General features: G+C 60.2%; 26 protein-coding genes, 2 tRNA genes and 1 pseudogene. 19 read left to right on the top strand and 10 right to left on the bottom strand.

Translation table 11 applies throughout. The features are described 5' to 3' along the window. Positions 1-4: 4 nt before the first annotated feature. The 5 genes from NKI46_RS21430 (at position 5) to NKI46_RS21410 (ending at position 4,953) form a co-directional block, all read left to right on the top strand. Entirely contained in the window at positions 5-1,171 is a 1,167-nt protein-coding gene (locus tag NKI46_RS21430; RefSeq protein ID WP_352747794.1) for an ROK family transcriptional regulator, read from the top strand. Continuing rightward, the gene (locus NKI46_RS21425) at positions 1,168-1,932 is read left to right on the top strand and encodes an ATP-binding cassette domain-containing protein (RefSeq protein ID WP_023669142.1); all 765 of its coding nucleotides are present in this window, start codon (positions 1,168-1,170) and stop codon (positions 1,930-1,932) included. Before NKI46_RS21430 ends, NKI46_RS21425 begins: the two co-directional genes overlap by 4 nt. Before the next feature lie 41 nt (positions 1,933-1,973). Continuing rightward, positions 1,974-3,014, top strand: coding sequence for a sugar ABC transporter substrate-binding protein (locus NKI46_RS21420; protein WP_023684845.1), 1,041 nt, complete (start codon positions 1,974-1,976; stop codon positions 3,012-3,014). Between the two features lie 160 nt (positions 3,015-3,174). Continuing rightward, a complete protein-coding gene (locus tag NKI46_RS21415) occupies positions 3,175-4,170 on the top strand; it encodes an ABC transporter permease (RefSeq protein WP_352747791.1) in 996 nt (331 codons plus the stop codon). A 12-nt stretch (positions 4,171-4,182) separates the two neighbouring features. Beyond that, on the top strand, positions 4,183-4,953 hold the full coding sequence (locus NKI46_RS21410) for an SDR family oxidoreductase (protein ID WP_352747789.1): 771 nt from the start codon (positions 4,183-4,185) through the stop codon (positions 4,951-4,953). Here the strand turns inward: NKI46_RS21410 and NKI46_RS21405 are convergent, their stop codons facing one another. Continuing rightward, positions 4,954-5,775, bottom strand: a complete 822-nt coding sequence (locus NKI46_RS21405; RefSeq protein ID WP_156929815.1) for a M15 family metallopeptidase — start codon at positions 5,773-5,775, stop codon at positions 4,954-4,956. Between the two features lie 57 nt (positions 5,776-5,832). Here NKI46_RS21405 and NKI46_RS21400 point away from each other — a divergent pair, with 57 nt between their 5' ends. Further along, positions 5,833-6,411: a hypothetical protein gene (locus NKI46_RS21400; protein ID WP_245260457.1), complete on the top strand. Its 579-nt coding sequence runs from the start codon at positions 5,833-5,835 to the stop codon at positions 6,409-6,411. Between the two features lie 736 nt (positions 6,412-7,147). After that, complete coding sequence (locus NKI46_RS21395; RefSeq protein ID WP_023739412.1) at positions 7,148-8,008, top strand: toll/interleukin-1 receptor domain-containing protein; 861 nt, start codon at positions 7,148-7,150, stop codon at positions 8,006-8,008. Positions 8,009-8,050: 42 nt separating this feature from the next. Here the strand turns inward: NKI46_RS21395 and NKI46_RS21390 are convergent. Continuing rightward, positions 8,051-8,126 (bottom strand) — tRNA-Val (locus NKI46_RS21390). A 218-nt stretch (positions 8,127-8,344) separates the two neighbouring features. On the opposite strand from NKI46_RS21390, the gene NKI46_RS21385 reads away from it, so the two are divergent. After that, positions 8,345-8,421, top strand: a tRNA-Asp gene (locus tag NKI46_RS21385). Positions 8,422-8,466: 45 nt separating this feature from the next. On the opposite strand, the gene NKI46_RS21380 is transcribed toward NKI46_RS21385, so the two are convergent. Continuing rightward, complete coding sequence (locus NKI46_RS21380; protein ID WP_023739460.1) at positions 8,467-8,625, bottom strand: hypothetical protein; 159 nt, start codon at positions 8,623-8,625, stop codon at positions 8,467-8,469. 1,037 nt (positions 8,626-9,662) lie between these two features. Next, positions 9,663-9,876: pseudogene (locus tag NKI46_RS21375) on the bottom strand (nucleotidyl cyclase domain-containing protein); the annotation flags it as partial. A gap of 744 nt (positions 9,877-10,620) precedes the next feature. On the opposite strand from NKI46_RS21375, the gene NKI46_RS21370 reads away from it, so the two are divergent. From NKI46_RS21370 to NKI46_RS21355, 4 genes are all read left to right on the top strand, one after another. Next, positions 10,621-10,797, top strand: coding sequence for a hypothetical protein (locus NKI46_RS21370; RefSeq protein ID WP_023708898.1), 177 nt, complete (start codon positions 10,621-10,623; stop codon positions 10,795-10,797). A 408-nt stretch (positions 10,798-11,205) separates the two neighbouring features. Then, positions 11,206-11,490, top strand: a complete 285-nt coding sequence (locus NKI46_RS21365) for a hypothetical protein (protein ID WP_023739463.1) — start codon at positions 11,206-11,208, stop codon at positions 11,488-11,490. Positions 11,491-12,720: 1,230 nt separating this feature from the next. After that, entirely contained in the window at positions 12,721-13,020 is a 300-nt protein-coding gene (locus NKI46_RS21360; RefSeq protein WP_352459439.1) for a DUF1236 domain-containing protein, read from the top strand. 324 nt (positions 13,021-13,344) lie between these two features. Next, complete coding sequence (locus NKI46_RS21355; protein ID WP_352459440.1) at positions 13,345-13,638, top strand: helix-turn-helix domain-containing protein; 294 nt, start codon at positions 13,345-13,347, stop codon at positions 13,636-13,638. Positions 13,639-13,781: 143 nt separating this feature from the next. Here the strand turns inward: NKI46_RS21355 and NKI46_RS21350 are convergent, their stop codons facing one another. From NKI46_RS21350 to NKI46_RS21335, 4 genes are all read right to left on the bottom strand, one after another. After that, positions 13,782-13,973, bottom strand: a complete 192-nt coding sequence (locus NKI46_RS21350; RefSeq protein WP_352459441.1) for an ATP-binding protein — start codon at positions 13,971-13,973, stop codon at positions 13,782-13,784. Continuing rightward, the gene (locus NKI46_RS21345) at positions 13,970-14,224 is read right to left on the bottom strand and encodes a nitrogen regulation protein NR(II) (protein WP_352459442.1); all 255 of its coding nucleotides are present in this window, start codon (positions 14,222-14,224) and stop codon (positions 13,970-13,972) included. The genes NKI46_RS21350 and NKI46_RS21345 overlap by 4 nt, the downstream gene beginning before the upstream one ends. A 23-nt stretch (positions 14,225-14,247) precedes the next feature. Next, positions 14,248-14,598: a nitrogen regulation protein NR(II) gene (locus NKI46_RS21340; protein ID WP_352459443.1), complete on the bottom strand. Its 351-nt coding sequence runs from the start codon at positions 14,596-14,598 to the stop codon at positions 14,248-14,250. A gap of 366 nt (positions 14,599-14,964) precedes the next feature. Further along, positions 14,965-15,714 (bottom strand): Crp/Fnr family transcriptional regulator, encoded by a 750-nt coding sequence (locus NKI46_RS21335; RefSeq protein WP_023708903.1) that lies wholly within the window; start codon positions 15,712-15,714, stop codon positions 14,965-14,967. A 270-nt stretch (positions 15,715-15,984) separates the two neighbouring features. Between NKI46_RS21335 and NKI46_RS21330 the strand changes: the two genes are divergently transcribed. The 3 genes from NKI46_RS21330 (at position 15,985) to NKI46_RS21320 (ending at position 17,922) form a co-directional block, all read left to right on the top strand. Next, positions 15,985-16,446: a Ros/MucR family transcriptional regulator gene (locus NKI46_RS21330; RefSeq protein WP_023708904.1), complete on the top strand. Its 462-nt coding sequence runs from the start codon at positions 15,985-15,987 to the stop codon at positions 16,444-16,446. 421 nt (positions 16,447-16,867) lie between these two features. Then, complete coding sequence (locus NKI46_RS21325; protein WP_023739468.1) at positions 16,868-17,119, top strand: hypothetical protein; 252 nt, start codon at positions 16,868-16,870, stop codon at positions 17,117-17,119. A 452-nt stretch (positions 17,120-17,571) separates the two neighbouring features. Further along, positions 17,572-17,922: a hypothetical protein gene (locus NKI46_RS21320; protein ID WP_156934016.1), complete on the top strand. Its 351-nt coding sequence runs from the start codon at positions 17,572-17,574 to the stop codon at positions 17,920-17,922. Here NKI46_RS21320 and NKI46_RS21315 read toward each other — a convergent pair. Continuing rightward, positions 17,919-18,128: a hypothetical protein gene (locus NKI46_RS21315; RefSeq protein WP_023708908.1), complete on the bottom strand. Its 210-nt coding sequence runs from the start codon at positions 18,126-18,128 to the stop codon at positions 17,919-17,921. The two genes, NKI46_RS21320 and NKI46_RS21315, sit on opposite strands and share 4 nt — an antisense overlap. 844 nt (positions 18,129-18,972) lie before the next feature. Further along, the gene (locus tag NKI46_RS21305) at positions 18,973-19,470 is read right to left on the bottom strand and encodes a hypothetical protein (protein ID WP_031253499.1); all 498 of its coding nucleotides are present in this window, start codon (positions 19,468-19,470) and stop codon (positions 18,973-18,975) included. 648 nt (positions 19,471-20,118) lie between these two features. On the opposite strand from NKI46_RS21305, the gene NKI46_RS21300 reads away from it, so the two are divergent. The 4 genes from NKI46_RS21300 (at position 20,119) to NKI46_RS21285 (ending at position 22,057) form a co-directional block, all read left to right on the top strand. Continuing rightward, positions 20,119-20,631 (top strand): DUF4142 domain-containing protein, encoded by a 513-nt coding sequence (locus NKI46_RS21300; RefSeq protein ID WP_023739470.1) that lies wholly within the window; start codon positions 20,119-20,121, stop codon positions 20,629-20,631. A gap of 188 nt (positions 20,632-20,819) precedes the next feature. Then, complete coding sequence (locus NKI46_RS21295; RefSeq protein ID WP_023743177.1) at positions 20,820-21,176, top strand: hypothetical protein; 357 nt, start codon at positions 20,820-20,822, stop codon at positions 21,174-21,176. Between the two features lie 38 nt (positions 21,177-21,214). Beyond that, positions 21,215-21,655 (top strand): hypothetical protein, encoded by a 441-nt coding sequence (locus NKI46_RS21290; RefSeq protein WP_023749387.1) that lies wholly within the window; start codon positions 21,215-21,217, stop codon positions 21,653-21,655. A 195-nt stretch (positions 21,656-21,850) separates the two neighbouring features. Further along, positions 21,851-22,057 carry a hypothetical protein gene (locus NKI46_RS21285; RefSeq protein ID WP_023708917.1) on the top strand — a complete coding sequence of 69 codons (207 nt, stop codon included), beginning with the start codon at positions 21,851-21,853 and terminating at the stop codon, positions 22,055-22,057. Positions 22,058-22,357: the final 300 nt, after the last annotated feature.

Here is a 22,357-nt window from a genome sequence, read left to right as displayed (position 1 = left end):
GGACATGGCACTGCGGGGGACCAATCAGGAGTTCGGGCGGCCTTACAACCGGCGCATCGTGCTGGAGTCCATCCGCCTTCACGGTCCCATCGCTCGCGGCGACATTGCCGGCCGGGTCGGCCTCACCGTCCAGACCGTATCGACCATCGTTCGCGAACTCGAAGAGCATGGCTATGTGCTGTCGCTGCGCGAGGAGCCGCGCGGACGCGGGTTGCCGCCGGCGACGCTCAGGATCAACCCCGAGGGCGGCTATGCCGTGGGCGTCCACCTCACCCCGCTGGGGATCGACGCGGCGCTCATCAATCTCAGCGGCGATGTGATCGAGAGCATGCATCGCGAGGCGCCGCATGCGACGCCCGACCATGCCTTCGAGCTGATCGGCGCGATGGTGCCCGAGCTGACCGCGCTGCGGCCCGGCGGGCGCGTGCTCGGCATCGGCATGGCGCTGCCTGGACCCTTCGGCGTGGAGTCGATGAGCTTCGTCGGCCCGACGACCATGGCCGGCTGGAAGGATGTTGCGCTGCCGGAACGGCTGGCGGCGTCGACCGGGCTGCCGGCCTTCTTCGAAACCGACATGGCGGCGGCGGCCATGGGCGAACGGCTTTACGGTCTCGGCTCCGGTTATTCCGAATACTACTACCTCTATTTCGGCGTCGGCCTCGGCGGCGTCATCGTGCATGACGGCGCGGTGATGCGCGGCGCCTGGGGCAATGCCGGCGAAATCGGACACATCCCTGCCGTTCCCGGTGGCGAACCTTGCCCATGCGGTAACAGCGGCTGCCTCGAACGGTATCTCTCGCTCGAAGCACGTCGCCGCCGCAACATCAGCGACGCCGCCTGGGTGGCCGAGATCGCGCCGATCTTCCGCAACGCCATAGTCACCATCGAGAATGTGTTCGACCCGGAAACCGTCATCCTCGGCGGGCTTGCGCCCACCGACCTGCTCGAAACGCTCGTCGGCGCGGCGGGACAGCTTCCCAATTCGGTCTCGGCGCGGCGCGACCGCAAGACACCGCGCGTGACGGTGGCGACCGGCGGCAAGCATTCGGTGCTGCGCGGCGCTGCCGCATTGGCCGTTTCGGGCGTGCTGTCGCCGCGCTTCGGCCAGATGTTCATTGCCGAGCGCGAGCGCCGGTCCGACCTCATGCACAGCAAGGGAGTGGCGGCATGACCGAACCGCTGCTGGTACTCGAAAACGTCACCAAGAATTACGGCGCCATTCATGCGCTGAGGGGCATCAGCTTCTCGATCGGCAAGGGCGAAGTCGTGGCGCTGCTCGGCGATAACGGCGCCGGCAAGTCGACACTGGTCAAGATCATCGCCGGCGGCCTCGAACCGAGTTCCGGCCGCATGCTGTTCGAGGGCAAGGAGTTTCTGGCGAAGACGCCGGCCGAGGCCAAGGCTGCCGGCATCGAGACCGTCTACCAGGACCTGTCGCTCTGCACCAATGTCGACGTCGTCGCCAATTTCTTCATGGGCCGCGAAATCACCCGCAAGGTTCTCGGTGTCCCCATCCTCGACGAGCGCGCCATGGAGGCCGTCGTCGGCAAGGCGCTGGCAAGTGCGGGCACCCGCATCCCGTCGCTGCGCACCAATGTCGAGCATCTCTCGGGCGGCCAACGTCAGGCCATCGAGCTCAACCGCTTCGTGCACTGGGGCGGCAAGCTGGTGCTGCTTGACGAGCCGTTCGCCGCCCTCGGTGTCGAGCAGACGCGGCGCGGTCTCGAGATGATCCGCCAGGTGGCCAACCAGGGCATCGGCGTCGTCATCATCACCCACATCATGCAACAGGCTTTTCAGGTCGCCGACCGGATCGTGGTGATCCGGCAAGGCGTCGTGGCCGGCGATGTCGCACGCAACAAAACAAGTCCCGATGCGGTGATCAACATGATCACCGGTGAGACGCTTGCCGGTGCCGGACCGGCAGGTTGAGGGACAAAAGAGGGGTCCGGTATAAAAGAGGAGCGAACGACATGAAGCGAATACTGGTTCTTGTCTTCGGTATCCTGGCACTGGCTCTTGCCTCGCTCACGCCGGCAATGTCCCAGACCAAGGGCACCGTCTATTATATGGTCCCGACCCTGCTCGATGAATTCCAGACCGGCTCGGTGAGCGCGCTGGAGCTGTTCCTCAAGCAGGTCGGCTATGAGGTGAAAACACTCAACGCCGACAACAAGACCGACGCGCAGCAATCGCAGATGAACGACGTCATTGCGCTGAAGCCGGCGGCGATCATCCTGGCCGCCGTCGATTTCAACGCGCTGAAGCCGTCCATCGAAGCGGCGCGTGCGGCCGGCATTCCGGTGGTCGAGTTCGACCGCCAGATCACCTCGACCCCGTCCGATTTCACCTCGGTGGCGGGCACGGTCGAGATCGGCTACGTCGCCGCCGAGCAGGCGCAAAAGCTTCTGACCGCCAAGAACGGCTCGGTGAAGGGCAAGATCCTGCAGGTGCTGGGCGATCCCGGCGATCCCTACACGCTCGACATCCAGAAGGGTTTCGAGGAGAAGTTGAAGGCGTTCCCGGACGTCAAGATCATCTCGCTGCCGGCCATGCAATGGGAAGCCAGCAATGCCGGCACCATCGTTGCCGACCAGATGCTCGCCAACCCCGACATCGACCTGATCTTCAGCCATGCCGCGCACCTGTCGGTCGCAGCCGTCGCCTCGCTCGAGGCCGCCGGCAAGAAGCCGGGCGACGTCATGCTGATGAGCTCGAACGGCGCTCCGGTCGGTCTCGACCTGATCCGCAAGGGCTGGCTCAACGTCGAAGTCGAACAGCCGCTCTATGCGCAGGCCGCAGCCGTGGCGATGTTCATGGACAAGATCGCCGGCAAGCAGGAAATCAAGCCTGGCGAGTATGACGTGCTCGGCTTGAAGTCGACCGTGACCAAGGAGAGCTGGGGCCCCAACATCAAGATCCCGGGCGCCGCCATCACCAAGGAAAACGTCGACAATCCGGCCTTCTGGGGCAACCAGAAGCCGCCGACGGACACGATCAAGTCTGTCGAATAGTCGCCTAGCGAAGCGCTCCGGGCCATTGCGGCCCGGAGCCTGCCCATTCACGACGCCGCGTCCCAGGACACCGTGGCGAACCTAAACCCGCGCCTGAACCCGACGAAATCGAGTTGATTTCTCAGCCTGATTTTCTCGGGGGCGCCAACCGGATCAGCCCATGAACCCGCGCAGCCGCAAAGCCCTGGAGTTCGTCCTCGACAACCTCGTCTGGTTCATGCTGATCTTTGTGCTGGTTGTCTTTTCCGTCTTCGTCCCCAACTACTTCCAGCTCGGCATCTTCGCCAACATCATCGAGGCCTCGAGCGTTCTCGGCGTGATGTCGATCGGCCTGTCGCTGGTCATCATTGCCGGCCATATGGACCTGTCGGTGGAATCGGTGGCCGCACTCAGCGCCATGGCGGTCGGCATCCTGTTCTGCTCATCGGGCATCGGCATGGGCATACAGCTCAATCCGCAATGGCTGATGGTTCCCGTTTCGCTGCTGGTTGCGCTGGCCGTCGGCGGCCTCATCGGCGCCTTCAACGGCTATCTCGTGGTCAAGGTGAAGATGAGCGCCTTTATCATTACGCTGGCGTCCTACATCTGGGTGCGCGGCCTGGTGCTGGTGATTTCCGGCGGCCGCTCGGCACAGGATCTGGCGCCGGCCATCCGCTGGTTCGGCATCCAGCTAATGGCCGGCCTGCCGCTGACCGCCTGGATCGCCGTCGCCTTTTTCGTCCTGTTCTCGCTGATCATGGCCAAGACGCCGTTCGGCCGCCACCTCGTGATGATCGGCGGCAACGAGACCGCGACCTTCCGCGCCGGCATCCGCGTCAACCGCAATCTGATCATCGCCTTCGTACTTGCCGGCGCCATTGCCGGCCTCGCCGGCTGGCTGCTCGCCATCCGCACCTCGGGCGCCACCGCCAATCTCGGCACCGGGCTGTTGTTCAACGCCTTTGCCGCGGTCGTCATCGGCGGCGTCAGCCTGAAAGGCGGTGTCGGCACCTTGCCCGGCGTCTATGCCGGCGTGCTGCTGCTCTCCTCCATCAACACGGCGATCAATCTGATGGGCCTGCCGGCGAATTTCACCCAGGTGATCCACGGCCTTTTGGTGCTCGCCGCCGTGCTGCTCGACGCCTTCAAGCAAACCATTCGCCAAAGACTGGCATAGGAGACGGCTGGCATGACAGGACGGCTCGAAAGCAAGGTCGCGCTGATCGTCGGCAGCGCGCGCGGCATCGGCAAGGGCATCGCCCAGCGCTTTGCCGAAGAAGGCGCAAGGCTGGTCCTGGCCGACAGCGAGGCCGAAGCCGGCCAGGCGACCGCGGACGAGCTCGGCGCGGATTTCATTCGCACCGACATCTCGCAAATGGCCGATGCAGAAGCTGCGGTGGCGCTGGCGCTGAGCCGCCATGGCCGCCTCGACATCATCGTGCAGAATGCCGGCATCTATCCCTGGCAGCTGATCGAAAACACCAGCCCGGACGACTGGGACCGGGTGATGGCGGTCAATCTGCGCGGCCCGTTCAACGCCACGCTGGCGGCGCTGGCGCCGATGAAGGCGCAAGGTTACGGGCGCATGCTCTACACCTCGTCGATCACCGGTCCGCACGTCACCAGCCCCGGCCACGGCCACTATGCCGCCAGCAAGGCCGGCATCAACGGCTTCATCCGCTCGGCGGCGCTGGAATTTTCGGGCTACGGCATCACCGTCAACGGCGTCGAGCCCGGCAACATCCTGACCGAAGCGATCGAGCTGCATCGCGGCGCCGCCTACATCAAGAACATGGAGGATTCGATCCCGCTCGGACGCCTCGGCAGTCCGCGCGACGTCGCCAACGCCTTCCTGTTCCTCGCCTCCGACGATGCCAGCTACATCACCGGCACCACCATCGTCGTCGACGGCGGCCAGTTGCTGCCCGAAGGCAAGGATTTCCGGCTGCTGCCGCCGTGATCAGCCGGATTTCTTGTACAGCAGCAACTCAGGCCGGTACTCGAAGTGCATGGTGTCGTAGTGATACCAGCGCCCGCCCCAGATGAAGCCGTTTTTCTCGAAAAATTCCACGATTTCCAGCGGAATCCGGTTCTTGAAGGGAATGTGGGCCTTCGGGTTGGTTTTGTTCCTGTTGTTGTACCAATAGTCGGAGAAGCCGACATTGATATCGAAGGCCGCTCCGAACGAGTGAACGCTCAACCGGTCGGTGCCGGCGATCGGCCGCCAGACAAAGCCGCCGCCGGGCTTGAGCCCGTAACGGCTCAGCTCCGCGGGCATCGCCTCAAGCGCAGCGGAGACCTTGCCCAGCCGGTCGTTGATGCCGAAAATCCTGGTGACCTGCACGGTCTTCTTGCCGAGCTTCGGCAACCATTTGACGTTGGCGATGTGCTTGCCCACCTCGGCGGCACTTGCCCCGTAGAGCTTCTCGAAGAAAGGTTCGTTGCGGATGCGGCCGGGATCGAAATCCTCGGCCGGGACCAGCGCGCCCTCCGCTGCTCCGGGATAGACGTAGCGAAACATGTCTTCGATGTCAGGGCTCTCCAGCAGCGCGTCGGCGTCGCGCGCCTTGCCGTCGTCCCACACCATCGTGGTGCCGTCGGTCCAGGTCAGTACATTGCCCGAAATGGTGAAAAGTCCGGGATAGGCCTTGAGCAAGGCGGCCTTGGCCGCCGGCTGGTCGACGCCGTCGCCCGCATTCCCTGCATAGGCGAAGCGTCCAGTGCCGACGATTGCCAATGCGAACAGCAACCGCAGCATCAGGCGCCCTGGATGATCCATCATTGTCCTGCCTTCCCGGAGGGCTTTCGTTCATCGTGTATTTAACAAGGCTGCTGTACCATGCTGGTCGAATCGAACGGGAGACAAATCGTGTCAAAAACCTTCAATGCTTTGATCCGGATGACGTTTACATTCATCTGCCTGGTCGGCCTGGCCTCGTCCGTCTCTATTCTTTTTCCAGCCACCGCATCCGCCCAGCGGATGCAGCGATGCGCCGACGAAGGCGAAATCTGCCGCCTGCCCTACCCCTCGGAAGTGGTCTACGGCGCGCGCGGGCAGACCACTTCGCGCTTCATCGATCGTCGTGCCGTGCCGTGTACGAATCGCGTCTTTGGCGACCCGGCGCCCGGCCGCGACAAGGCTTGCTATATCGTGAGGCGCGGCGGCGGTGACGACTATGGCGACAACAACGACGATGACAATTACGGTGATGACGACTACGGCCAGGGCGGCGGCAGATGGGTGGCCTGCGCCTCGGAGGGGCGGTTCTGCGAGTTCCGTGGCCGCAAACTGGTGAGATACGGGGCGCGTGGCCAGTACGTCCAGGGCGTATTCAGGAACGGCGTCACATGCAGCGTCGACGCCTTTGGCGAGGATCCCATCCGCCGCGTGAAGAAGAACTGCTACGTCAAGCGATAGGTTGCACTGGGAAAGAAGTGCGGGTGCGGCTCGTTGCGGCCGCGCCCGGCATTCGAGATATGGTCGGCCAGATATGGTGGGCGATGACGGGCTCGAACCGCCGACATCTTCGCTGAGAACGCTATCGTCAACTCGACCGCTGTGAACCCTTATCGCGGCACGGTGACACGGCACCTACGCCGATATCGAAGCCGTATGCGAACAACGTCGACAAGTACACGCTTGCCCGCATCGGCGAGCCGAAACAGGAAGAAGTGGCGGAGCCGATCGCCTTTCTGTGCTCACCCAATGCGTGTCGCTCAAAAGCGGTTCCCCGGTTTTGAGAGAGCGACATTGCATAGACGCTCAAGATATTAAGCTTCCTGATGAACCTACCCGTGCAGGTGAACCCACCCTTCCAGAACACCCTGCCCTTCCGGATGAACCTGCTTTTCCGGATACGCCAAGTTAATCCGGTAAAGGCATTGTTCGCCTGGCGTTGCGGGCGTGGGCCGAACTTGCTCTGCAGCTGCCATCCAGACGGAAGACATTTGTGTATATTCCGCTTTGGCGACGCGCCGTAATGGCCTCTTGTACTTAGTCCACCGTGCGACGCGAAGGGCCGGTGCATGTGTCCTCTGGCGAGACGTGAAACGGACTGCATCCGCAGTAATGGCCAGTCTGTCGCCAGACTAGCTGCGAGGTCACCGCTCATGCTACTTTGAGGCCTTCTCGTTCATGTGGGAAGAGGCAGGCCTTGCTTGGCGACGTATTCATCAACTACCGGCGGCAGACCGATTCCGGCGTGGCGGGCCGCGTCTACGATAATCTGAACCGCGCGCTTCCTGATGCGTCCATCTTCATGGACGTCGACAAGCTCAACCCCGGCGATGACTTTGAGGTGGCGCTTGCCCGCAGTTTGGCCAGTTGCAAAATCATGCTGGCGATCGTGGGGCCGCAGTGGGCCGCGCTTACCGATGAGCAGGGCCAGGTTCGGCTGGAGTCCCCCGACGACTTCGTGCGCAAGGAGATCCGTACGGCACTCCAGGCTGGGGTGCGCGTCATCCCCGTGCTCGTCAACGGCGCCAGCATGCCAAAGAAAAGCGCCTTGCCACCCGATCTGCAGGACCTGGCCAAGCGTCAAGCCATGGAGGTCCGCCACGAGCGCTTCAACGACGATATGGCGGCGATTGCGTCGGCGATTGCGAAGCCAGCGGCGCGGCGGCCGAGGCTCTGGCTGCTGTACGGGCTGGCCGCGATGATCGCGCTCGGCATCGGCGGGACAACGGTGGCGTTGTGGCCGAGGCCCTCCCCTTTGCCGTCGCCTATCGAGCCCGCAGCGATCGAGGCCAAAGGATGCAAGGAAGGATTCGTCTGGCGATCGGCGATCTTCGGCGACAGCGTGTGCGTGAGTCCTGCCGACTACGGTGAGGTGCAGGCCCAGAATGCAAATGCCCGCAACAACCGTTCGCCGACAGGCGGACCTTACGGCGACAGCACCTGCCGCGACGGCTACGTCTGGCGTGAAGCGTTCGAGAGCGACTTGGTCTGCGTCACCCCTTTCGAACGCGACAAGGCCAGGAAGCAGAATGCCGACAACGCGTACAACCGGATATGAGACCGTAACTCCGGGCAAGCACCGATTTATCAAGAGCTTGAGTGGTGGGCGATGACGGGCTCGAACCGCCGACATCTTCGGTGTAAACGAAGCGCTCTACCAACTGAGCTAATCGCCCGCTCCGGCCGGACCTTTAAGCGGTCGCAACCGGCTTCGCAAGGCCAAATGAACAGCTGCGAGCTTAGCCGCACAGTGGTTTTCGCGGGCAAAGTGCCGCCCGTCAAAAAACCTTCTCCTGTTTGCGTTTATGCTGTCCAGCTGCGCTTGACACCCGGTGGCGAACCCCTTATCCACCGCCCCAACGACGAACACGGCTGACACGTGCTCGTCCAATGCGCGGGTGTAGCTCAGTTGGTTAGAGTGCCGGCCTGTCACGCCGGAGGTCGCGGGTTCGAGCCCCGTCACTCGCGCCATTAATTTCAAGGGGTTAGCTACCGCCCCTTGAAAAGTTTCAACTCTCATTCTGCGGAGAGTTTCAACTTTCTGTATTCGTTCCGTTCCAGGCCAAGCAGCTTTCTGCCCTTGCGGCGGCTGGCATCGGCTGAGCGGACGGCGGCCAGATTGACCGGCATATAGGTCTTCTGCAGCGCCTTGTTCCCGTCGATCGAATTGCCCATCTTGGCCGAGATTGCCTCGACCGACGCGCCTCCGGCATCGCCTCGACCGCGCCGGAACGCCGCATGTCCATCAGCCGCCGCTTCTCCGATGTCCCGAATACCAGCGTGCGCAGATCGGCAAAGTCGTCGACCAGAGAATCCTTCGTGTAAGGCACGCCGGCGCGCGGCCGGCCCCCCTTCGGGCCCGGCGCGAAACCGCGCGAGCGAAAGATCGGCGCATCGTCAAGCAGGGTGACGCCTAGGATTCGACATAGGCCAGCACCAGGCGCTGCGTGCGTGACGACAGCGTGCCGAAAGCCGCCTCGCCACTCTTGCTGCGTGCAATCAGAAAACCCCATTCCTGTGCTGTCTGCATTGCCTGCGCCGGTGTGAGCGTGCACACGTCGACGGGTGAGAAGCTCGTGTCCCACGCAACGGCGATGATGCAGGCCAGTTCGCGGTAGCCGGCGCGCCAGGCGCCCCGCCTCGCCTGCCGTCCAGGTCTGATGGCGCGGTGGTGGCGTCTGGCGGCGGATCGCCTGCGATGGGTCGGAGCCGGGCGGGCATAGCTTCATGCCGGCCATGACATTATAGAGCGAACGCCACGTCTTTACGGCACGGTAGGCGATGTCGACACCTTTGACCCGCAGCAGACGGCCATACCAGTCGTCGAGCAGCTCGAGGGTGATGTCGGCTGGCGGCAGGTCGGCGAAGTACGCCGCCTTGATCGCCGGCACCAGCCGTGGTTGTACCGGGAAGCGGATAGATGACGGTTGTAATGTGTGGGTTTGGCTCATGGCACCAAAACTCTATCCACCGTCCATCGGGCAGGGGATGGGCGCCTTGTCGTTGGGCGGGTGTGAATCTCGCCCTTGTAAGCACCTCCGCCGCATAGCATGAGATTTTCCTACTCCATGATCTCGTTATTTCCCGCATCGAGGGTGGATGAGGCTTAGAATAACGGCCTTTCTCCCCCATGCCTATTCGTCCAATTCCTAATCGCAGAATCGGCCGCCACAGGGCGAGAATACTTATAATCGGCGGCTTCGAAGCCGCTACGCCCGGGCAACCCGGATACCCTCGGCGATGTTGACGCCATTACCCATCAGGTCGTCATCGCGCTCCTGCACGACGTCACCCAGGTGAATGCCAATCCGGAACTCAATGCGACGATCATCGGGCACCCCCGGCATTGCGCTTAGCAATAGCGTTCTGACGCGCGCAGCGGACTGCTTCCACAACGCTGCTGAACTCGACGAGGCTCCCATCACCGCGATGGACAGACGCGAGCGTTGCCTGCCGGTCGCCTGGACTGCCCCCCGCGCTCCCGCCCCACACAGGATGCCGGCAAGCAGACGCTGAGCCAGGCGCCTCGCTGTCGCACGAGACTGCGAAGTTGTTTCCCCTTCGTCGCACGACGCGTCGCTGCTCTCACAATATCCGAATTCTTGAAAGGTCCCGATATTCCCGAACTGGACGGCCGATGTTGCGGGCCAAAGAGCGTTAAAAAACGAGGCGCCCGGACCAATCACATTGTCGAGACAGAATTTGCGCTGTCCGGGAATAAAACGCCGCTTGCCGTGGTCCTCCATGCATAAGCTGCTGATTGACCTTGAAGGAACACCACACTGCAAACCTACACATTGACGAGCACGACGGGGTCGGTCGGCGCACTCCAGAACCTCTGGAAGGCGAGAGTTCGGCCGCCTGCGGCCGGCTGCACCCAAGTACACTGCCTTGTAACGTCGCCTCAGGCATACCTTGATGTTATCAGCGATTGCCCGTCGGCCAAGGCACCGGTTTTGAAATTCGCTTGATGGCGTCCCTGCCCTTGCCGTTCGACTCCGTCGAGTCCTTGTGTGTCAATTTGTTGCGACGAGAGCTAGTCCCTGTCGTGCTGGTCCGTCTCGTCTCATCTCTTGGCTCTGCAAAAACCGTAGCAGCATGTTCGCAACCTGTTCACCCATGTTGATTTCACGAGTTTCCGACTGTCGGCATATAAGAGGGAGAGGTCCGATGGATTTCATGTTGATGGTGAACATTGCCGGCGGCATCCTTCTGGCCATCGCAATCCCCTCGGTGTGTCTCGTCGGATGGCTGTTTTACCGTTCGGGATCGGGACAATTGAGAGGCGAAAGCTGTGACAATGAAAAGCCCGCCACCGTGAGCCAGACCAGAAAACTCGTATTTTAGCACCGACGAAACAAAGCTCGCTATTCTGCGTTGAGGCTCGTCGAACAACGGAGCTTCACGAATGGATCCGGCAACTGCAGCTGTGATGATTTTGCTTTCTTGCAGTCCCGCCCAGGGAGTCTGCAAGCCACTCGATACATCACCGGCCATGTTCGGATCCCTTGACACATGCCAGTTGGCGTTAGCCGTGAGGCTCGAGGGCGCTCCCAACGGGGAGATCGTCGGGCGATGCAGTTCGATCGACCCCTCCGCTACAGGTTCCGTTCCAGCCGGGTATAGCACGATTGTCGTCACGCGGGGCACAGGGGCGGGTGCGGTGAGCAGTCGCTACATCGTGCCGCACAAAAACTGAAGCCAGTCCACCGTGAGGCAGCGGGCTATTCATTCTCGACCGGACAATTATAGGCCTTGCCCTCCCTCTATGAAGCCATAATCGGCATCGTTGGCTTCGCGCTCGTCGTCCGCTTCGCCATCGCCGTCGCCTTCCCTGTCATTGGTCCCGGTGACTTCGATGCCACTGGCCAGACAGGGTTCGAGATCCGGGTCGGGCTCTACGAAGTCGAGCAGCTACATCAGGCGTTCTTCATCATCGATCGAGCGACGGACCGCCATGTCCGAAAGGCAGAGGTTCGTGGCTGGATAGCGAAGAATCGCACACGGCTTTCCCTCATTCGCATGGTTCGCAGAAATTAGCATGATCGCCTACTCTCATCGGCGTCGTCTGCCTCAAAGCAGCGCCGGTAAGGCTCGGCGCCCTTCTTGGTTTCTCCCCGTATGTCAAAAGGAGGTCGCCGGGCCTTACCAGGCCCCGCTGCTCATCGCTTGCGGGGTGTCCTGATGGCTGAGCTTGGCCCCGTGGCCTAACGGCCAGAACCAAACGTTCCGAAAAGCTTTCCCAGGCTGGCGGCAGCCGAAGGGCTGCACAAGAGGGATCGTCAGACCGCTCCTGGCGCACCACAGCGACACCACCAAGCTGTAAGTCAGGTCCATCGGCGCTGCTGATGAGTGCCCTCAGATGGATTGCGTTTGCCACGAAAAAGGAATCGTACCGGCCCGTTCTCAGCACGTCAGCCGGAACGGGCCATGGGCAGAAGCAGCCGACTAGCTAAAATCGCAAGACGACCGAAGGACCACGTCGGCGATAGCACCGGACCCGACGGCGCCCGTGTCGCCAGTAACTACGGCAGACTCTTCTCCAGCCCCGCCGGCGGCGGCGCCGGTGGTAGTAATCTGGGTCGTAGTCTGGGTCGTAATCTTGGTCGTAGTAGCGCCGATGGTTGACCGGCTCCACTTCCGCGTGAGTACCTTCGTTGTCGAAGGCGTCTGGCGCGTCGAGTTCTTCGAGAATGCCACTTTTGGCCGCTGGAACACCGGCCAATGCGTTGATAGGCCGGACCGCGCTTGCAAAGGCTGCTGCCCCTGCAACGCCAAACATCGCTGTCAAAAAGGATCGCCGATGCATAGTAAACCTCCCAACTTACATGAGCTGAACGAAGCGCCCCGCCTGCTGAAGGAGCAGGCCCAGCGCACGGTAAAATAGAGGATTCGCCAGCCGCTCAAGCAACTCGCGAATCCTATCAGCGCAGGAAGGGACCTGGCTGCGCCGATCCAAGACATGTCAGCTAAGGACGACCGCCATTACCAGAAAGGTAACGGCCGTTGCAAAAATCGGTGCGAGCAACCATCGCGCCTGGCCAACACTTTGATCCATTTGTTCTCTCCCGTTGTGGAGAACCAACAACCTGAAGCCCTAATCCGTTCCGCCTAGTCCAAAGGTAAGACCATTGCGTTGTACGGTCGGACTTTAGACCAATCGAATTAGACAAAGGTGCGTAGGCGGGAACGTTTACCCCGGTTCAAAGTTGGTTGCCGGGCAGCGCGGGACGATGATCGTCGTGTGCCGGTCCTTGCAGGAGAGAAGATATGAAGATGCACTTTGTGAACACCGCCGCAGCCATATTGCTCTTGGCGGGGATCGGCTCCGCCGCCGCTGACGACATTATCATCCAGCCGGAACAGGACACGGTCATCCGTGAGTATGTCAAGAAGCAGCCCTTGGCTTCGGTGAACCTTCCCGGCGTGGAATTGAACGTCGGGACAGCTCTGCCGGAAACTGTGGAGATCCACGAGGTCCCGAACGTCAAATACCGTTACGTGGTGGTCGACAACCGCACGGTCCTGGTCGATCCGGGCACCCGCAAGATCGTGAAAGTTTACGACTGAGATTTCGAACGAACACACACTCGCCACCCTTGGGTGGCGAGTGTGTGCATTCAAACGCTACTCAGCCGGACAAATTCAAATTGCCACTCAGCTGGACAATGAACATGACGAACCCTGAACTCGAGAGGACGCAAGCCCTGGTTGCCCGCTTGGCTGATCTCCAAGCAAGAATGCAGGCAGCACGTCTTGTTGGAGCCGAGGCAACAACCGTCCGAAAGGTTGCAGCCATAATCGATGACGGCTTCCGACAAGCCGGCCTCACACCGTTAGAAATCGCAGAAGGTCAAGAGGAACAGTTTAGCGATACTAAATGTTCGACTGGCTATGGACAGCCGAACCCTACTCTCAGCAGATCAAGTCAGAGCAGCACGAGCCCTACTGAACTGGCCGCGTGTGCGACTTGCCGCCAAGGCCAATCTTAGCGAGATGGTGATCAGCGCTTTTGAGAACGGATACAGGAAACCGCGTCCCCACAACATGGCCGCCATCCGCAAAGCGTTTGAGGATGCCGGAATCGTTTTCACCGTCCAAGGCACTCCATCGCTAACCCGCTCAGAAGGTGATAGCGGCCTAGCCGCCGATAATAGACAGTGGCGCGGCCGGGAGAAAAAAGGATAAAGGGACAAGCCCGTGTACCCTCTGCACCGATCTCTAAAGCGGCCGCTAACCAACCCATTATGTCGCTCTACGGGATTGCTTTGGCGGACTGGCCACGTCACTTCCGCGATACCCAATGCAAAGACGATACCGGCAGAGCCTGGTTACTGCTTCTGCACACGCGGCAGAAAAAGATGGACGCTTGTTCCTTCACCAGCTTCGCTCTCGATCCGAATGTGCCCACCGGATTGTTTGACGAAGCCATAAACCTGGCTAAGTCCAAGTCTGGTCCCGCGTCCATCGGGTTTGGTGGTGAAGAACGGCTCGAAGACCTGCGCCAGAATCTCCTTGTTCATGCGCAACCGGCATCGCGCACGGTCATACGAACGCACGAACCCGCCAGTGAATGCCCATCGTCGATGTCGTCCGGGACATCGCTAGTCTCGATTGTGAGCGTTCCCACGCCGGCCATGGCGTCCTTGGCGTTCACCGCCAGATTGAGCATGGCGACATCGAGCTGGTTGGGGTCGACCAGAACAGGGCCAAGCGCCGCGTCCAAGTTGCGTTCAATTTTGATTGCACTCCCGAGCGTTCGTTCCAGCAGCATCGAAAGCTGTTCGATCCGTCCGTTCAGATCAATGCTTTCGGGCGTAAGCGACTGGCTCCGAGAGACGCAAGCAATTGCTGCGTAAGTGCCACGCCGTTCTGTGTTCGTTTGAGCAGTTCGTCGATCAGGATGGCTGATTTCGGATCGCCGGGATTTTCGGCGAGTTGCTTTTGCAGGAGCCGCAGGCCCGAGTCGAACGCTGCTATCAGATTGTTGATATCGTGAACTATGCCGGCTGCGAGGCGGCCAATTGCTCCGAGCTTCTGGGATTGACGTCGACGTTCCTCCTGCGCACGCTGCGAGGAAACGTCCCGAAGGCTGGCAAGGAGAGCAGGTGTCCCGTCCCAGTTAACCTCCACGACCCAGACGGCCATACGGATAGTCAACGCCCGTGTGGGCCGGTAAGCATTCGAATGCACTCTGCGCGCAAGTGAACCCCTTGCGCTAACGCTTCGACGCGCCATCAAAGCATTGACCGCGCGGTAAAAGGAGCGTGCACCAAGTGAGGCCGGGTTCGTTTGGGGCCTGCGTTTGGCCTGGGGCAAGGCGGCCCCGCCTGCCGCATCAAAAAGAAGCAAGCCAGACAGGCTTGGTATCAACCTGCTGATCATTTCCGCCGCGCCACCATGGCAAAACATGTTTGGGAGGCGATCGCACCGCTGATGGTCAGCGAAGGCCAACAAGTGGTCCGGCTACCCATGGAGCCAATCCGCATTTCTGGCGATTTTCCCCTGGAGCAATCAGTGCATTGACATGAACTCGGCCGTTTTATTGGTCCTTGCTGAGTGCAGGTAATCGTGCCGGAACTCAGCAAGAAAGGCCAGTCCTTCCCAATCATGGATGGTCAATTGGCCATTCACAAGTGATGTAAGGCGCTTCTCCCGAAGAGACTTGAGCGTGCGGTTGATGTGGACTGCCGACAGCCCTGTCGCTTCGCCAAGGTCAGCTTGAGTCACAGCAAAAGCGCAGGTTTGATCGGACGCGAGTCCGGCGTCTTCCATACGTAGCATGATTTCACAGAGAAGGTGGGCCACTCGGCCAAGCGCTTGGCGCTTCCCGACATTGACCACCCATTCGCGGAAAATCGATGCATCAACCAGTGTCGTTCGCCAAAGATTTGCCGCCAGCCTGGGGTGGCGTTCGCAGAGCAGCCGGATAGCCGAGTGATCTATGAAGCCAACACTGCAAGCGCTCACCGTTCGAACGTCGCTATCCAACAGATCGAGGTGCAGGCTCAACAGATCGGGCATGTCGCCAGGCACATGATAAGCAGTGACCTGACGCTTCCCGTCTCCTGTTACCTTCGAGGTGCTGGCTAAGCCAGCCAGGACCATTATGCACCGGGACGGCTGGTCGCCTTCCCGAACCAAGTTCTGGTTTGCGCCAATCGCAACGATCCTTATTCTTACCGCGTCGAGAGCTTGACGCTCACCTGACGTGAGGGTGAAGGCACGATGGAACTTGGCGGTTAATGGGCTTTGATAAAGCATGTCGGCTCTCCGTTTGGGCGGGAGCGCTATGGTCTCTCAGTCACCCGCGGCCAGCAGAACGCGAATGATGCCCGACCTTATATCATAAACACCGGACCGACTTAACCTGTGATAAGTCTGGCACTGCTTCGGATGGTCCTTTCCTCCATCGGCAAACACAGGCTCAACAGGATTGGTGCTTACGAGGGAAGCGGCCCATCATCGGGCCTCGAGTTGTGCAGCTGCGGCAGCAGCTATAATAGATCGTTCTCAAATTCGAGGACTCACACCATGACCGACGCCCCCGACCACGCCCCTGAACTGGTAGAACTCACGGCGGATGTGGTATCGGCGTACGTCAGCAACAATCCCGTGCCGGTCGCGGGTTTGGCGGACCTGATAGCCTCAGTGCACGCGTCGCTGTCTGGGATTGGCCATCGCGTGGCTGCCGCGACCGAAGAACCAGTGCCTGCGGTAAATCCAAAGAAGTCAGTATTTCCCGATTACATCATCTGTCTTGAAGATGGTAAGCGGTTCAAAACCCTTCGGCGACATCTGCGCGTGGATTTCGGTCTCACTCCTGACGCGTATCGAACAAAGTGGAACTTGCCATCCACTTATCCGATGGTCGCTCCCAACTATGCGGCCTCACGGTCTGCCATGGCGAAGTCGATCGGTCTGGGTAGGAAGGCACCGCAGCCCACGGCAACTGTAACGGGCAAGGCAAGGCCGGCGGCTAAGGCTAAAGCGTAGCTTCCGCGATCACACCATTACCACCGCGGCACCAATCGACGATGTATGCATCGCGGCGGACCTGTCCGCTCTTGGCCGGTGCCCACCCAGGTTCCCCAACCCATGGCGCCGGCCATTTGTGGCCCACACCTCAGTTTCGTATTGCTGCCCAAACTCTTCTTGTTGAAGACCGCTTACGACGTTACAATCCCGTTTGGCCTGATTGCTGGGAGGCAACGCCCTGGCTGACATCATTCCAATTCGCAAAGCACGCCCTTGTGTCGAAGTTGGCGAAGCCTGTGGCGAGTGGTTTGTTCGCGTGGTCGAGGAAGACCAGGAACTCACCCGATCATTCAAGCTCGAATCCTATGCTTTGGCCTTTGCAGAAGGCCAAAGGACGCGTCTGCATCTCAACACGTTTTCCCGGCTGTAGAGTAGCGCGATGCAGATGTCCGCAGGGTTACTGGCGAATTTGGGCGATAGCATCGAAGCCATTGCCGCCCACATTGCGACCATGGAAACGCGACAGCTGCACCAATTGCTCAAGTCGTTGCCATCGAGATCGGAAATCGCCAGCGCGGAAATGGTGATGGGCATCCTCGTCTATCGCGAGATTGAACTGCGCCGCCGGCGGGGGACGGGCGGCAACGTGTTGCCCTTTCCGGGTCTCGTGACTCCACCTATTCAGCAGTAGATAGCGGCGCCGGACCTGTAAAGGCCGCCGCTTAAGCAACGGGCCTGAGGGCGGGGTAGCGTCTTGATGCCAAGAAACCCCGCCGCGCGCGCAACAGCGGGTTTTCGTAGGCACGGCTACATCCGAGGAATCGACCGCTTAAGGCAGAATTGCTTGGTTGTCGTCGCGGTTCCATACAATTAGATCAACTGTGCCAGATGAAGACGTAAAAAAGCCCGTTGCCAATTACGGCAACGGGCTTGAGCTACCGGGTAGGGTCAGGAAGGCAATATGTAGACCCAACAACACGATGCGCCACGCCTCATGATCGAGGTCTTAACCGAACCGCGACAATTCTAACCATCTTGTCGACGTGTGAATAACTTTGCTGACTCCAGATCATCGGCAGGGAAGACGTGATTTGACCTTGGCGGAACAGCCGCTCACGATGAGACGGCTTGGGAAGGCGCGAGATGCAAGTATGCAAAGACATGATTGTGGTGCCGCCGATCGGCGCACAGTTCGAGACGCCTGAATTCCTCGCCGAGATCAGCGCCCTGCTTGATGAGGCCTATCCCGACTACGATTTCACGATCACCACCATAAGCAAGTTTCGGGATGACAGCTTCGTGTTGATCCCGCTGCTCGGCAGCGTCGGTGGTGAAGGCTCCGTTTTAGCGGCTTACCCGGATATGACGGCAATGCAGGAGATGGGCAATCTCCTGTTCAAGCACATCATCGGCCATCACCATCGCGACATTAGGTGCCGCACGTGGCCCCAATCCGTTCCCGGACCTCCGTCTCACATCTGCCCTGGCGGCTAATCCTTTAGCGCATCCGCGCCGCTATCGTCGTCGCGATGACGTTGACGAAGGCGCTTCAGCAGATCGCGTGAGGCTTGGATCGCCCTGCGCGATTGATCCATGTTCTGGCGAAACGTGGCGCGTTCCTCCATGGACTTCTGCCACTTCAGCAAGGTGGCCGTAGTCGCAGTGGCCGCTTGAGCGATATCTATGGGCGTTGCAACCATCGCATCCTCCCAAAAAGGCAATGGCAAACGGAATCTTTATAGGCCCAACGAAACCCTTTCTTCAATCAAAAACGAACATACGGCACATGGCAAAATGGCTATTCGTCGGGCCGCTCGACGGCGGCTTCGTCGACCTCGGCTTCCATCTCGTCGTTGACGGTCTTGGTCTATCCAAAACCAGCCATCGGCACACCGTCAAAACCCTGCAGCCACCCGTCGGCATGTTCCTGCCAGTAATGGCACCTCACGCTCCTTGCCATCCTTGCACGCTTGGGCGCCGTACATCCAGGCGTAGGTGGCGCGCTCCTGATCTTTCTTAGGCACGGCGATTTGTGTCATCCTCAGCGAACGCCGGCTTGCCCGCTTCACGCTCGACGCCGAGCAGATCGAACTCGTCGTTCGCAAAGCACTTGGCCTTCAGCCAGTTGGTCGACGGTATTTGCTGTCCTTGCGCTTCGACACCTTGCCTTCAAGTCCGGCCTTGTCGAGCAAGTGAAAGATGGTCTTGGCTTCCCCCGGCAGAGGCTCGCTGAACTGAATACGCCCGCCGGGCGCGATATAGCGCGGCCTCGGTCAGTCAGCCAAGCGGCATCGCGGTGCACGATAGCACCGAGAATCGCCGCGTACACGCTGCCGACTTCCTCTGCGCAGGATATGCCCAGCTTGTCCGCGCGGTCTTCCATCGCTTGCTCGGCCAGGTCGCTGATGCTAAGCGCGATTGTCTGCTGCGGATGGAAGGACGCTGACTGTAAAAGCCCGCCCAACCTTTCGGCGGGCGGGCTTCCACTGTCGGAACTGGAGAGTGTCAGTCGACAGCCCCGACAGGTCGGAAAGGGGTCGCTGGTTAGCGGCGCGAGATCAGCAGGCAGAGCCGGCGCAGGTCACGATCATAGGTGTCTTCGTTGCTAAGCACTTCGACGCAGCGCTTCTTCATCCGAGTGACCTGAGCGTTCGACATATCGCCGACAACGCTAGCCAGATTCGGGTTGCTCGAAGCGGTCGGGTTGCTGGGGTTGGCGGCTGGATTGGTTCCAACGCCGACATTTACGTCGGTACCAACCCCGGTGACGACACCGACATTGGCGCTGCCGGTTCCGATGGAAGCAGTCGCTCCGCCAGTGTCGCCGACGGAGGCTGCGGCATTTGCCCCAGAACCGCCTAGGGACACGCTAGCCGTAGCGCCGCTGTTGCCGCCCACATTAGCGCTGGCTCCTCCGCTGCCGACGGATACCCCGCCGACGCCTCCGACACTAATTCCAGCTGCTGTCGCTGGCATGCAAAGAATTGCGAGAACAGATCCGGCAGTCAGACTGCCCATAAGAATTTCAAAAATTCTTGCCATAGTACGCCTCCTTGTTGCCCTTCAAAGGATGGGACATTTTTGGGCATTTACGGACCCGATAGTGACGCATTAGAGTTTAAAAACAAGCTAACGGCCCGCGAAAGATGCGTCTTGGGTCATTACTTGGTAATTGGCAAGAGTAAGATATAATAAAATTTTACTTTGACTCGGACGTGATTCCTCTACTTGTCATTCAATATCCTTGCCTAAGCACCCCATCGTCAATAATATTGTGCTGTGCAACAAGATTCAGAGATGGACCATGCGACGATCAGTAAGCGGCTAATACGGCCGATCTGACATACAATGCTATATTAGCTCCTCTTGACGAACCCGACCGGCGGGCCGAATCAGAATCCCGTCAGCGCAACCCTGCAAAATCGCACTGGTCTGCCTGAAGCATCGCGACGATGGCCGACGATTTCTTTAGGAGATTTGAATGTCGCACAACGTGCTGCCCACCAAGCCGACGGCCGCGCTGAGCTCCGCGCAGTCACCGGTCTTGGCTACGGCCGGATCTATGATCAAAGCCCTGAGCCGGAGCCATCCGGGGTCCACGCCTGCCGCCCCGTATTTATTGTCACCAAAAAGGGAACAACGGCAGCTCGGCCGTGTTGGGCCAGTTAAGCAATATTGCAGGAGCACAACATGCATTTCGTCAAAGCGCTTTTAGCTGCGATCGCCATCGGTCTCATCAGCCCGGGGGCAATGGCTCAGACCGCGACGACGTCCCCGCAGGAATTTGTCAAAGCAGCTGCGAGCTCAGATATGTTCGAGATCCAGTCGAGTGAATTGGCACTGCGGAAATCGAAGACATCACGAGTGAAGGAATTCGCTCGCATGATGATCAAGGACCACACGACCTCTTCCAAGCGGCTCATTGCGGCGGCAAAGAAGGACGACGTCGCAGTGGCGCCGGAGATGACAAGCAAGCATGCTGCCCAATTGGAAGCGTTGAGCAACGACAGCAGCGGGGCGTTCGATAACGCCTATATCGACGCCCAGGTGGCAGCGCACCAGGAAGCCCTGACGCTGATGACCTCCTATGCAGAAAACGGTCAGGCAAAACATCTGGCGGCCCATGCGAAAAAGACCGCGCCGGTGATCCGGCAGCATTTCAAACATGCCCAGCAACTGAGCAAGAGCGGTTCTCAGGGCTGAGTGGATCTGGCCACGACGTTGGTTCTTCGCGGCGCTGTGGAGTCTGTGGCCAACACTGCCTCCGCGCTCAGGGATGCTGCAACCTTTAAGCGGTGGTCGATGCAGGAACTCTAAAGGTGCGTCGCTCAGGTAGTCCGGCGTGCAAGCACCAGCGTCGTCGAAGTTGCCAAACGAACAGGAGACCTGACATGCCAAAGCAAAACGAGACCTCGCATTCGAGACGAAGTGACTTCGCCAATGATGAACCCATTCGCCCGGAGGATGCCGCCGTGTTGGACAGCCCCGTGGGCCACGAAGACAGGCACGGCGCGGAGCCAGGTTTCGTGGGAGCCGACGATGTCGACCAGCCGCTCGGCGCAAGGCCCCGCAGCGAAATTACCGGTCGTCATGATGAAGGGGCAGGCGCCAATGAGACGATGGACGGCTTAAGCGAAACCGAGGAACTGACCCGCAGCTACGCCGAGGACATACCAACCGGTGACAATGATGAGGACGAGGAAGACATCCCTGTCTTCGAAAGAGGCCGAAGCAACACCGACCTCTGAGCGGCGCCAAGTTTGAACCCACGGTGAGGAACATGACAATGAGCACATTCGGACTTCGGATTGTGTCTTTGGGGCTCCGGGCTTTTTTGGGGCTGGGGGCCTCGCTGATTTTGGGCGCCCAGGCATCTGCGCAGACAAGTCAGCCGGCTCAACAATCCGGCGACTCATCGCAAACAGGCAAGCACGATCGTCTGCCGGCGCAAGGATCGTCGCCGACCGCCAAGGATGATGTCGGCGTTGACGTCTCGCTCGGCCGGCCGGAGGTGAAGCAACAGGTTGCAAGACATCTAGGAGTGGCTGAGACCGAGTTGCCACTGGCGGTGCATGTGCCGATCGCGCTCGCTTCGCAAGTCTGCGGGCAAGAGGTATTTACCGCCCGCGCCAATGTAAACCGAAGCTGCACCGCGACGAAGTTCATTCCGGAAATCGCCGAGGCGGCACGCAACCATCCACAAACCTCCGCGGTACCGGAGCAGTAGCATCGAAATGTCCGAACCCGGCGCGACGGTCGCGCCATGCTTACCCTAGGATAGCGCTCCAACCCGGCGTAAATCAGCCCCACCGCCGTCTGTTGGCGGCATGCATGATGGCGTTCGCCGCCGTCTCTTAACCAATGTGAATGCTGTCGCTCCGCAGCCACGCTACGAGATCCTGTCCGAAGCGGAGGCAGGCAGATGCCACTGGAGTGCCTGATCGATCAATATGTGAGCAGCCGCAAGCGGCGGGGTCTTTTGTCGACACGGCATGCTCTCGAGGCGTTGAAAGAGGCCCTTCCGGCGCTGTCGATCGGCGAAAGCCATCTTGTCAATATGATCGCCGAGCGAGCGCTCGCCTTTGGCCTCGCCATCCACTTCGATCATTCGGGCGAGAATGCCGGGTAAGACATCCACGAGAGCGTCTGCTGATGCCACAGGACGAGGAACTCGGTGTCGCGTAGTTCCATCTTCATTGCCTGGCGGTCGGGCAAACATTCCGAGGCTGCTCCCACCCGTGTTCTGGGCGGGTGGTGAAAGTCGCCGGAGCGATGCCACGGCGTGCGCCGAGCCCACCCCGGCATTGGACAAGCTCCCCCAGCTTTCGCCAGCTGGAGCTTACTTCTACTCACAGCAGCCCTAGCGAGGCTCGATGGGCCTTCGCGTACGGCGGTTTCGGAAGTTTTGCTCCAGCGGGCGGTTCGGGCC

Origin of the sequence: Mesorhizobium sp. M0615 (assembly GCF_040320805.1) — a bacterium.
Taxonomy (GTDB): domain Bacteria; phylum Pseudomonadota; class Alphaproteobacteria; order Rhizobiales; family Rhizobiaceae; genus Mesorhizobium.
This window is presented reverse-complemented; position numbering and strand designations above follow the sequence as displayed.

Bases quoted from the DNA above. Each gene is read 5' to 3' on its own strand.
- NKI46_RS21430 (WP_352747794.1), top strand. From the start codon at position 5: ATGGCACTGCGGGGGACCAATCAGGAGTTCGGGCGGCCTTACAACCGG.
- NKI46_RS21425 (WP_023669142.1), top strand. From the start codon at position 1,168: ATGACCGAACCGCTGCTGGTACTCGAAAACGTCACCAAGAATTACGGC.
- NKI46_RS21420 (WP_023684845.1), top strand. From the start codon at position 1,974: ATGAAGCGAATACTGGTTCTTGTCTTCGGTATCCTGGCACTGGCTCTT.
- NKI46_RS21415 (WP_352747791.1), top strand. From the start codon at position 3,175: ATGAACCCGCGCAGCCGCAAAGCCCTGGAGTTCGTCCTCGACAACCTC.
- NKI46_RS21410 (WP_352747789.1), top strand. From the start codon at position 4,183: ATGACAGGACGGCTCGAAAGCAAGGTCGCGCTGATCGTCGGCAGCGCG.
- NKI46_RS21405 (WP_156929815.1), bottom strand. From the start codon at position 5,775: ATGATGGATCATCCAGGGCGCCTGATGCTGCGGTTGCTGTTCGCATTG.
- NKI46_RS21400 (WP_245260457.1), top strand. From the start codon at position 5,833: ATGCTGGTCGAATCGAACGGGAGACAAATCGTGTCAAAAACCTTCAAT.
- NKI46_RS21380 (WP_023739460.1), bottom strand. From the start codon at position 8,625: ATGGGCAATTCGATCGACGGGAACAAGGCGCTGCAGAAGACCTATATG.
- NKI46_RS21370 (WP_023708898.1), top strand. From the start codon at position 10,621: ATGGATTTCATGTTGATGGTGAACATTGCCGGCGGCATCCTTCTGGCC.
- NKI46_RS21360 (WP_352459439.1), top strand. From the start codon at position 12,721: ATGAAGATGCACTTTGTGAACACCGCCGCAGCCATATTGCTCTTGGCG.
- NKI46_RS21355 (WP_352459440.1), top strand. From the start codon at position 13,345: ATGGACAGCCGAACCCTACTCTCAGCAGATCAAGTCAGAGCAGCACGA.
- NKI46_RS21350 (WP_352459441.1), bottom strand. From the start codon at position 13,973: ATGAACAAGGAGATTCTGGCGCAGGTCTTCGAGCCGTTCTTCACCACC.
- NKI46_RS21345 (WP_352459442.1), bottom strand. From the start codon at position 14,224: ATGCTGCTGGAACGAACGCTCGGGAGTGCAATCAAAATTGAACGCAAC.
- NKI46_RS21340 (WP_352459443.1), bottom strand. From the start codon at position 14,598: ATGGCCGTCTGGGTCGTGGAGGTTAACTGGGACGGGACACCTGCTCTC.
- NKI46_RS21335 (WP_023708903.1), bottom strand. From the start codon at position 15,714: ATGCTTTATCAAAGCCCATTAACCGCCAAGTTCCATCGTGCCTTCACC.
- NKI46_RS21330 (WP_023708904.1), top strand. From the start codon at position 15,985: ATGACCGACGCCCCCGACCACGCCCCTGAACTGGTAGAACTCACGGCG.
- NKI46_RS21325 (WP_023739468.1), top strand. From the start codon at position 16,868: ATGCAGATGTCCGCAGGGTTACTGGCGAATTTGGGCGATAGCATCGAA.
- NKI46_RS21320 (WP_156934016.1), top strand. From the start codon at position 17,572: ATGCAAGTATGCAAAGACATGATTGTGGTGCCGCCGATCGGCGCACAG.
- NKI46_RS21315 (WP_023708908.1), bottom strand. From the start codon at position 18,128: ATGGTTGCAACGCCCATAGATATCGCTCAAGCGGCCACTGCGACTACG.
- NKI46_RS21305 (WP_031253499.1), bottom strand. From the start codon at position 19,470: ATGGCAAGAATTTTTGAAATTCTTATGGGCAGTCTGACTGCCGGATCT.
- NKI46_RS21300 (WP_023739470.1), top strand. From the start codon at position 20,119: ATGCATTTCGTCAAAGCGCTTTTAGCTGCGATCGCCATCGGTCTCATC.
- NKI46_RS21295 (WP_023743177.1), top strand. From the start codon at position 20,820: ATGCCAAAGCAAAACGAGACCTCGCATTCGAGACGAAGTGACTTCGCC.
- NKI46_RS21290 (WP_023749387.1), top strand. From the start codon at position 21,215: ATGAGCACATTCGGACTTCGGATTGTGTCTTTGGGGCTCCGGGCTTTT.
- NKI46_RS21285 (WP_023708917.1), top strand. From the start codon at position 21,851: ATGCCACTGGAGTGCCTGATCGATCAATATGTGAGCAGCCGCAAGCGG.